This window comes from Candidatus Eisenbacteria bacterium (assembly GCA_013140805.1).
Taxonomy (GTDB): Bacteria; Eisenbacteria; RBG-16-71-46; order RBG-16-71-46; family RBG-16-71-46; genus JABFRW01.
On the sequence record JABFRW010000198.1, the window covers coordinates 1 to 8,444 of the forward strand.

8 protein-coding genes are annotated in these 8,444 nt (G+C 68.7%); all 8 read left to right on the top strand.

Annotated features, from left to right (window positions below):
* The coding region (locus tag HOP12_15145) for a hypothetical protein (protein ID NOT35480.1) at nt 1-311 on the top strand (311 nt) is incomplete at its 5' end.
* Nucleotides 308-1,444 carry a putative lipid II flippase FtsW gene (ftsW, locus tag HOP12_15150; GenBank protein ID NOT35481.1) on the top strand — a complete coding sequence of 379 codons (1,137 nt, stop codon included), beginning with the start codon at nt 308-310 and terminating at the stop codon, nt 1,442-1,444. The genes HOP12_15145 and ftsW, both read left to right, overlap by 4 nt.
* Nucleotides 1,441-2,589 (top strand): undecaprenyldiphospho-muramoylpentapeptide beta-N-acetylglucosaminyltransferase, encoded by a 1,149-nt coding sequence (gene murG, locus HOP12_15155; protein ID NOT35482.1) that lies wholly within the window; start codon nt 1,441-1,443, stop codon nt 2,587-2,589. Before ftsW ends, murG begins: the two co-directional genes overlap by 4 nt.
* Nucleotides 2,589-3,998 (top strand): UDP-N-acetylmuramate--L-alanine ligase, encoded by a 1,410-nt coding sequence (locus tag HOP12_15160; protein NOT35483.1) that lies wholly within the window; start codon nt 2,589-2,591, stop codon nt 3,996-3,998. Before murG ends, HOP12_15160 begins: the two co-directional genes overlap by 1 nt.
* A 52-nt stretch (nt 3,999-4,050) precedes the next feature.
* Entirely contained in the window at nt 4,051-4,884 is an 834-nt protein-coding gene (locus tag HOP12_15165) for an FtsQ-type POTRA domain-containing protein (GenBank protein NOT35484.1), read from the top strand.
* Nucleotides 4,885-4,892: 8 nt separating this feature from the next.
* Nucleotides 4,893-6,134: a cell division protein FtsA gene (ftsA, locus tag HOP12_15170; protein NOT35485.1), complete on the top strand. Its 1,242-nt coding sequence runs from the start codon at nt 4,893-4,895 to the stop codon at nt 6,132-6,134.
* A 33-nt stretch (nt 6,135-6,167) separates the two neighbouring features.
* Nucleotides 6,168-7,316: a cell division protein FtsZ gene (ftsZ, locus tag HOP12_15175; GenBank protein ID NOT35486.1), complete on the top strand. Its 1,149-nt coding sequence runs from the start codon at nt 6,168-6,170 to the stop codon at nt 7,314-7,316.
* A gap of 15 nt (nt 7,317-7,331) precedes the next feature.
* On the top strand, nt 7,332-8,444 hold a 1,113-nt coding region (locus tag HOP12_15180), incomplete at its 3' end, for a tetratricopeptide repeat protein (GenBank protein ID NOT35487.1).

The following is an 8,444-nucleotide window of genomic DNA, read 5'->3' on the forward strand; positions in this document are numbered from 1 at the left end:
CCCTTGTCGCGGCCCTCACCGACCTGGTGCACCGGCAGGTTGCCCACCTGGTGCTCATCGGCGAGGGCGCCGAGCGCATTGCGAGCGCCTGGAATGGGGTTCCGACCACTCGCGGCGCGAGCCTCCCTTCGGCCGTCAGCGCCGCGTTCGCGCTCGCTCGGGCGCCCGGACCCGCCGGGGCGGCCGCGCCCGGCGTGGTGCTCTTCTCGCCGGGATGCGCTTCGTTCGATATGTTCCGTGACTACGAGGACCGTGGCCGGCAGTTCAAGGCCGAGGTCGAGCAGCTCAGAAGCCGGGAGGAAGGCAGGTGAATCGTGGGGACCGCTGGTTGCTGATCCTGCCGCTGCTGCTCACCGCGGTCGGCGTGATCATGGTGTATTCCTCGAGTGCGATCCTCGGCATCACGCGCTACCACGACCCCGACTACTTCCTGCAACGCCAGTTGATGCGCGCCGGACTCGGGGTGGTGGTACTGCTGGTGTTCGCGAAGCTGCGGCTGCGCGCGATCGAGCGCGCGGCGCCGGTGTTCTTCGTGCTCGCCGGGCTCGGGCTCGCGGTTGTGGTGGTGGCGGGCCACATGTCGAACGGCGCCACGCGGTGGCTCAAGCTCGGATTCCTCACGCTGCAACCGACCGACCTGGCGCGGCTCGCGGCGGTCGTGATGCTGGCGTGGTGGCTGCGGCGCAATCCGCCTGACGAGCACGGCTTCTGGCGTGGCGTTGCGGCACCGCTCGGACTGGCCGGCGTGCTCGCGGGTCTCATCCTGCTGCAGCCGAACCTGAGCAGCGCGGCGCTGCTGGGGCTGACGGCGATGGGCATGCTGGTGCTCGCGGGTGCGCGCGGACGACACCTGGCGATTCCGGTCGGGGTCGGTGCGGCGGCCGCCGCCTGCATGCTCCTGACGCACCCCTATCAGATGAAACGCGTCACCACGTTCGCGAACTTCCTGTTGCGCGGCGAGCTGGATGCGCGCGGCGCGGGCTGGCAGCTCGATCAGTCGCTGATCGCGCTCGGATCGGGCGGCTGGCTCGGTCGCGGGCTCGGCAACGGACTTCAGAAGTATCTGTTTCTACCCGAGGCGCACACCGACTTCATCTTCTCGATTCTCGGCGAAGAGCTCGGCTTCGTCGGAACCACGTTCATGATCGCTGCACTCGCGATCTATCTGTGGCGCGGCATGCGGGCGACCGCACGCGCGCACGACACGTTCGCCGGCCTCATTGCCGGCGGCCTGACACTCCAAATCGGTCTCTATGCGCTCGTCAACCTGTCGGTGGCCACCGGGCTCGCGCCCACCACCGGGCTGCCACTGCCGTTCGTTTCGTATGGCGGCTCCGCGCTGCTGGCGAATCTGGCGGCCGCGGGAGTGCTCTATCGGGTGAGTGCGGGAGGCGAGGAGCGGGAAGCGCTCGCGCGACAGCGCTGGGCGCGGGAGGGGACATGAGAGTTCTGATCGCAGGCGGCGGTACGGGGGGCCACGTTTATCCGGGTCTCGCCGTCGCCGAAGAGATTCATCGCCAGCACCCCGACGCCTATGTCGTGTTCGCGGGCGGCCGGCGCGGGCTCGAGGCGCAGGCGGTTCCCGAAGCCGGATTCGCATTGCGGTTCGTGACCGTTCAGGGGCTGCCGCGGCGTCAGTGGTGGCGCTGGCCGGGCGCTCTGCTCGCCAATGCCGTCGGGCTGGTCCAGGCGTTGATCGTGGTGCTGACCGAGCGCCCCGACGTGGTGTTGGGAACCGGCGGCTACGCGAGCGGACCCATCGCGCTCGCTGCCTTTCTGACCGGACGGCCGCTGGTGCTGCAGGAACAGAACAGCGTTCCGGGGCTCGCGAACCGGTGGCTCGCGCGGCTCGCCAGCGAGGTGCATCTGGCGTTCACCGAGTCGCGTGCGTACTTCGATCGCAAGGACAACCTTCGCATCACCGGCAATCCGGTGCGCTCCTTCATCCTGAGCGGCGACCGTGGCCACGGCCTGCGGCACTTCGGACTCGCCGACGACAAGCTGACGGTCTTCGTGTTCGGCGGCAGCCGCGGAGCGCGGCGCATCAACGAGGCGACGATCGACGCGATGCGGCGGCTCAAGGGTCGCGTCGACGTTCAGTTCATCCTGCAGACCGGCCGCGAAGACTTCGACAACGCGCGCACCTCGGTCGAGCGCGAGGGCCTGCCGGCGCGCGTGATGCCGTTCCTCAAGGACATCCATCTGGCCTACGCGGCGGCCGACCTGCTGGTGTGCCGCGCGGGCGCCATGACGCTGGCGGAGATCGCGGCATGCGGCACCCCTTCGATCCTGGTGCCGTATCCGTTCGCGGCGCACAACCATCAGGAGATCAACGCCGAGAATCTGGTCGAGCGCGGCGCGGCCACGCTCATCAAGGACGCCGACCTCGACGGCGAACGACTGGCGCGCGAGATCGCGCACCTGTTGTCGGATCGCCAGCTGCTGCGGAAGATGTCGGCTCACGCACGCACATTCGCGCGGCTCGACGCGGCGGAGCGGATCGTCCGCAGTCTCGACCGGCTGGCCGGCGGTGATCCCGCCGGCGACAACGGTGCGACCGATCACACGCAGGACGAGGGAGCCGCCTAATGTACGGGCGTACCCATCGCATCCACCTGATCGGGATCGGCGGCTCCGGCATGTGCGGCATCGCCGAGGTACTGCTCACCATGGGCTATCAGGTCTCGGGCAGCGACATGAAGGCCTCGGACGTGACCGATCGACTGGTGAGCCTCGGCGGCCGGGTGTTCGTCGGACACGCCGCGAGCAACATGGAGGGTGCGGACGTGGTGGTGTTCTCGACCGCGGTCCCGGCCGACAATCCGGAGCTGGTCGAGGCGCGACGACTCGGGGTGCCGGTGATCGGACGCGCGGAGATGCTCGCCGAGCTCATGCGCATGAAGTACGGCATCGCGGTCGGCGGCGCGCACGGCAAGACCACCACGACTTCGATGGTCGCCGCGGTGCTCGCGCGCGGCGGACTCGATCCCACCATCGTGGTCGGCGGTCGTCTGCGCGCGCTCGGGACCCATGCGCGGCTCGGGCACGGCCAATTCCTGGTCGCGGAAGCCGACGAGAGCGACGGATCGTTCCTGCGCCTGTCGCCGGCGCTGACGGTGATCACGAACATCGATCGCGAACACCTCGACCACTACGGAAGCCTCGAAGAAGTGCGGCAGGCGTTCGTCTATTTCGCCAATCGTGTGCCGTTCTATGGCGTGACGGTCCTGTGCATCGACGACCCGGAGGTGCGGGAAATCCTCCCGCGCGTCACCAAGCGGGTGCTGCGCTACGGCCTCGGCCCCGACGCGGAGTTGCGCGCCACCGACATCGAGCTGCTTCCGCACGGTTCGCGATTCACGGTGGCGTCGAATGGGCGCGTGCTCGGTGTGATCGAGATGCAGGTGCCGGGGCAGCACAACGTCTTGAATGCGCTGGCCGCGATCGGGGTGGGGCTCGAAATCGAGATCGGCTTCGCGCACATCGCCGAGGGTCTGGCGGATTTTCACGGCGTCGCGCGGCGCTTCGAGACGCGCGGCGAGCAGGCGGGTGTGCGGGTGGTCGACGACTATGCGCACCATCCGACCGAGATTGCGGCGACCCTGGCAGCGGCACGCGGACTTGGAGGGCGAAGACTGGTATTATTCCAGCCGCATCGGTTCAGCCGGACCCAGGCGCTCGCACGGGAGTTCGGCGGAGTCTGGAAGGATGCGGATCACGTGTGGGTGCTGGACGTCTACGCCGCGGGCGAGAAGCCGCTCGCGGGCGTCAGCGGCAGGACGGTGGTCGAGAGTGCCGAGGCTCAGGGCGCGAAGCAGGTGCGGTTCGCTCCGGACGCGGCGGCAGCGGTGCGCGAGATCGAACTCGAAGCGCGGGCCGGAGACGTGGTGTTGACGCTCGGCGCCGGTGACGTGTGGAAGCTGGCGGATGAAATCTTGAAGGGGCTCTCGAGGCGCCAGGAGGCGCCTTCCGGGGAGCCGATTCGGCGCGGCGGCTGATCGCACCGAACGCGAGGGAACGCACCGGGGCTCGAACCCCGGGGAGGCCTGGATGCCGACGTATCAGGGACGCGCACTGAACCGGGAGCCCCGCTCCCGACGCCCGCTCGTGCGGCTCGTGCGACTCGGCCAGGTGCTCGGTGTCCTCACCGCACTCGCGCTGCTCCTCCAGATGCCGTGGAGCGTGTTACGCAAGCGATTCGCGGTGGTCGACCACGTGCGGGTGCGAGGTGCCCACTACCTGGACCCGGTCGCGGTCGCCGAGGCGGCGGGAGTTCGGAAAGGCGACGACCTGATCGCGTTCGATCCGCGCCGCGCCCGACAGTCGCTGCGACTCCATTCCCGCATCGCCGACGCGCGCGTCAGCCGCCTGCTTCGCGACGTGGTGATCGAGGTCAACGAACGCGAGCCGGTGCTGCTCGTCCAGCACGGCGCGCCGTGGGAGATCGACTCGACCGGTGTGCTGCTCGAGCCGCTGCAGCGTGGGGTGGTCGCCGACGTGCCGCTGCTGGTGGGTTCCGATCTCAAGTCGTGGCCGGCCGGCGCACAGCTTCGCGACCCGCGCGTCGAGCGGGGGCTGGCATGGATGCGCGCGCTGTCGCGCAACGAACTTCAGCTCGGCGGCAACGTGTCCGAGATCGACGTTTCCGACGGCGAGGCGACCTCGCTGATGCTGCTGACCGGCACCCGGGTGCTGGCCCCCGCGTGGCCGCCCGAATTGCGCAGGCTCTCGGCGTTGCGCGCCGTGCTCATGGACATTCAGCATCGCGGAGCGCGCGCGGACGAGGTGGATGTCCGCTTCGACCGCCAGGTCATCGTGCGACCGGCGCTCGTCGAGGCTCCGCCGAATCTCGAACTGACTTCGAATTCAACTTCCGGGAGGTGAGACCCTTCATGCCGCCGCAGACCCGCACCTACGTCGGACTCGACATCGGCACCACCAAGATTTCCTGCATCATCGCCGAGGCCAAGGGCCCCGGCGAAGTCAGCATCATGGGGGTCGGCAACGCCACCAGTGAGGGACTGCGCCGCGGCGTGGTGGTCGACCTCGAAAAAACCGTCGCCAGCATCCAGCGCGCCGGCGAAGAGGCCGAGCGCATGGCGGGCGTACCCGTGAAGGGCGTGAGCGCCGGCATCGCGGGCGATCACATCCGCAGCATCAACAGCCGCGGCGTGATCGCGGTCTCGCGCAAGGACAACGAGATCGGTCAGGCCGACGTGGATCGCGTGATCGAGGCCGCCAAGGCGATCGCGATTCCGACCGATCGCGAGATCATCCATGTGATTCCTCAGACCTTCATCGTGGACGACCAGGACGGCATCCAGGATCCGGTCGGCATGAGCGGCGTACGACTCGAGGCCGAGGTTCACATCATCACCGGCGCAGTGACCTCGGCGAAGAACATCTGCCGCGCCATTCAGCGCGCCGGCTACAAGGTGTTCGACCTGGTGCTCGAGCCGCTGGCGTCGAGCCACGCGGTGCTCGGCGGTGACGAGCGCGACCTGGGAGTCGTGCTGCTCGACATCGGCGGCGGCACCACCGACGTCGCCGTGTTCTTCGAGGGCTCGATCCGCCACACCGCGATCGTGCCGGTCGGCGGCGCCAACGTGACGAACGACCTCGCGATCGGCCTGCGCACTCCGATCGACAAGGCCGAGTCGATCAAGATCGCGCACGGCTGCGCGCTCGCTTCGGCGGTTTCGTCGAGCGACATGATCACGGTCTCGGGAGTCGGCGGGCGCGCCGACCGCGAGATCTCGCGCCACGTGCTGGCGTCGATGATCGAGCCTCGCATGGAGGAGATCTTCACCATGGCGAACCGCGAGGTGAAGAAGAACCACTTCGCCGAACTGCTCGGGGGTGGCGTGGTGCTGACCGGCGGTACCTCGCTGATGCCGGGTGTCTCGGAGCTCGCCGAGCAGATTTTCGAAATGCCGGTGCGTCTCGGCCGTCCGGAAGGATTCGGCGGCCTCGGCGCGAACGTCTCCGATCCTCGCTTCTCGACCGGGGTCGGGCTGGTGCTGCACGCCATCCACCAGGAGAGCGGGGATTCCCCGATCCGCGACCGCCCGACGAATTCGGATCGTCGGAACCTACTCGATCCTCGCCGGTGGTTCGGCGAGCTGTTCTACTAAGCCGCCGACAAGGCACAGGGAGGTGCTGAAATCATGTTCGAACTCGAAATCGACAATCAGGCAACTGCGCGACTGAAGGTGGTCGGGGTTGGTGGTGCAGGTGGAAACGCGGTCAATCGAATGATCGGCGCCGGTCTGCGCGGCGTGGAGTTCATCACCGCGAATACCGACGTGCAGGCGCTCAACCAGGCGCTGGCGCCGACCCGCATCCAGATCGGCATCAACTCGACGCGCGGCCTCGGCTCGGGCGGCGACCCCTCGCAGGGCCGGCGTTCCGCCGAGGAAGACGAGCAGGCGATCACCGACGCGCTGGTCGGCGCCGACATGGTGTTCATCACGGCTGGAATGGGCGGCGGCACCGGAACCGGCGCCGCGCCGGTCGCAGCGCGCATCGCCAAGCAGAGCGGCGCACTCACGGTCGCGGTGGTCACCAAGCCGTTCGGATTCGAAGGCCGGCGCCGCATGCGGCAGGCCGAGGAAGGACTCGCCGAACTGCGGGCTGAAGTCGACACGCTGATCGTGATTCCGAACGAACGGCTGCTGGCCGTCGTGGACAAGACCATGTCGCTCACCGATGCCTTCAGCGTGTGTGATGAGGTGCTGCTCAAGGCGACCAAGGGCATCTCGGATCTCGTCACCGTACCCGGACTCGTGAATCTCGATTTCGCCGACGTGAAAGCGGTGATGTCGAATCGCGGCAACGCGCTGATGGGCACCGGGCGCGCCTCGGGTCCCAATCGCGCGGTCGAGGCTGCACAGGCCGCGGTCTCGAGCCCGTTGCTCGAGGACGTTTCGATCTCTGGCGCCGAAGGCGTGCTGGTCAACATCACCGGCGGTCGCGACCTCACGCTTCACGAAGTGAACGAGGCGGCGAACGTGGTGGTGCAGGCGGCCGGTGAAGAGGCGAACGTGATCTTCGGCGCGGTCATCGACCCCAATCTCGACGGCGAACTCGTGATCACGGTGGTAGCGACCGGCTTTGGACACGTCGAACCGCGTCTGAAGCTGATCGATCGCACCGGAACCGCGGCGGCTGCGCCGACCGACGACGATCTGCAGAATCCGCGTCCGTGGCGGCGCGACGAAACGAACACCACGACCAAGCAGCGTCCGTGGTCGCGGGGCCCGAGCAAGAACGAGTCGCTCGACGTGCCCGCGTTCCTTCGCAAGCAGATGGACTGAGCGGGGCGAGCGGCGATGTCGCGGTTCGGCTCCCTGTTCCGATGGGGGCACAACCGGAGTTACCTGGAAGGGATCGCACACTTCGATCGAGGTGAGTTCGAGCGGGCGGCGACCTGTCTCGAACGTGCGCTCGAGGAAGTGCGCGACCCGTCCAATCCGGATCACGGCCTGGCGCGCATTCATGCGGCCGAAGCGCGTGCGGCACTGGGTCGCGCCTGCCTCCATTCCGGCGACCATCCACAGGCCGAGTCGCAGTTCCGGCGGGCGCTGCACGAGAATCCCGACTACCCGGACCTGCGCTTCCAGCTCGCGCGCCTGTGCGAGCGTTCGGGTCGCGTCTCGGAAGCGCTCGAGGAACTCGATCACGCCCTGGCGCTGAACCCGCGCTACCTCGACGCACAGCTGTTGCGCGCCGTGTGTCTGGCGGGTCGTGGAGACGGTTCGGGCGCGGCGCTGGCGCTCGATCGCGCGGTGGCGCTGGGGCTCGAATTGCCTGAGGGCCTGCTGCCAGCCGCCGCACCGAGCTGGAGCCCTGAGCGCTGGCGGGCGTTGCGCGAGCGTCTCGAACACTCGAGCGACGGGGAAGGAGCACGTCGAGTGGTCGAGCAGGCGCGCGCTCTCGAGCACGCCGGCGACCGCGCGGGAGCACGCGCGGCGCTGGAGCGCGCGGTCGCCGAGAATCCCGGCTATGCCGATCTGCGCTGTCGCCTGGGCGCGCTGCTGGTGGCGGCCGACGAGCTGGAGCCCGCACTTCGGCACCTCGAGGTGGCGCTCGAGTTGAACCCGCGCTATCTCGATGCCCGACTGCTCATCGCAAGGGCGCATCTCGAGCGCGGCGAGCTCGAGATCGCCGCCCGCCACCTGGAGCAGGCTGCCGGCGATCATCCCGAGTACCCGGACGTGCTGTTCTGGCTCGGGCTCGCGCGCTTTCGACAGGGCCGCTTCGTGGAGGCGCTCGGGCCGCTCGAGCGCGCACTCACGCTCAATCGCGAGTTCGCGCGCGCGCATCGGCTGCGCGCGCTTGCCCTGCACGCGCTCGGTCGCGGCGACGAAGCGATCCGCGCCGCCCGAAGCGGACTCATGCGCGATCGCGAGCTCCCGGGCGATGCGCTGGCGGCCGGGCTCGCG

Coding starts and splice junctions, on each gene's coding strand:
- murG (NOT35482.1), top strand. CDS start 1,441: ATGAGAGTTCTGATCGCAGGCGGCGGTACGGGGGGCCACGTTTATCCG.
- HOP12_15160 (NOT35483.1), top strand. CDS start 2,589: ATGTACGGGCGTACCCATCGCATCCACCTGATCGGGATCGGCGGCTCC.
- HOP12_15165 (NOT35484.1), top strand. CDS start 4,051: ATGCCGACGTATCAGGGACGCGCACTGAACCGGGAGCCCCGCTCCCGA.
- ftsA (NOT35485.1), top strand. CDS start 4,893: ATGCCGCCGCAGACCCGCACCTACGTCGGACTCGACATCGGCACCACC.
- ftsZ (NOT35486.1), top strand. CDS start 6,168: ATGTTCGAACTCGAAATCGACAATCAGGCAACTGCGCGACTGAAGGTG.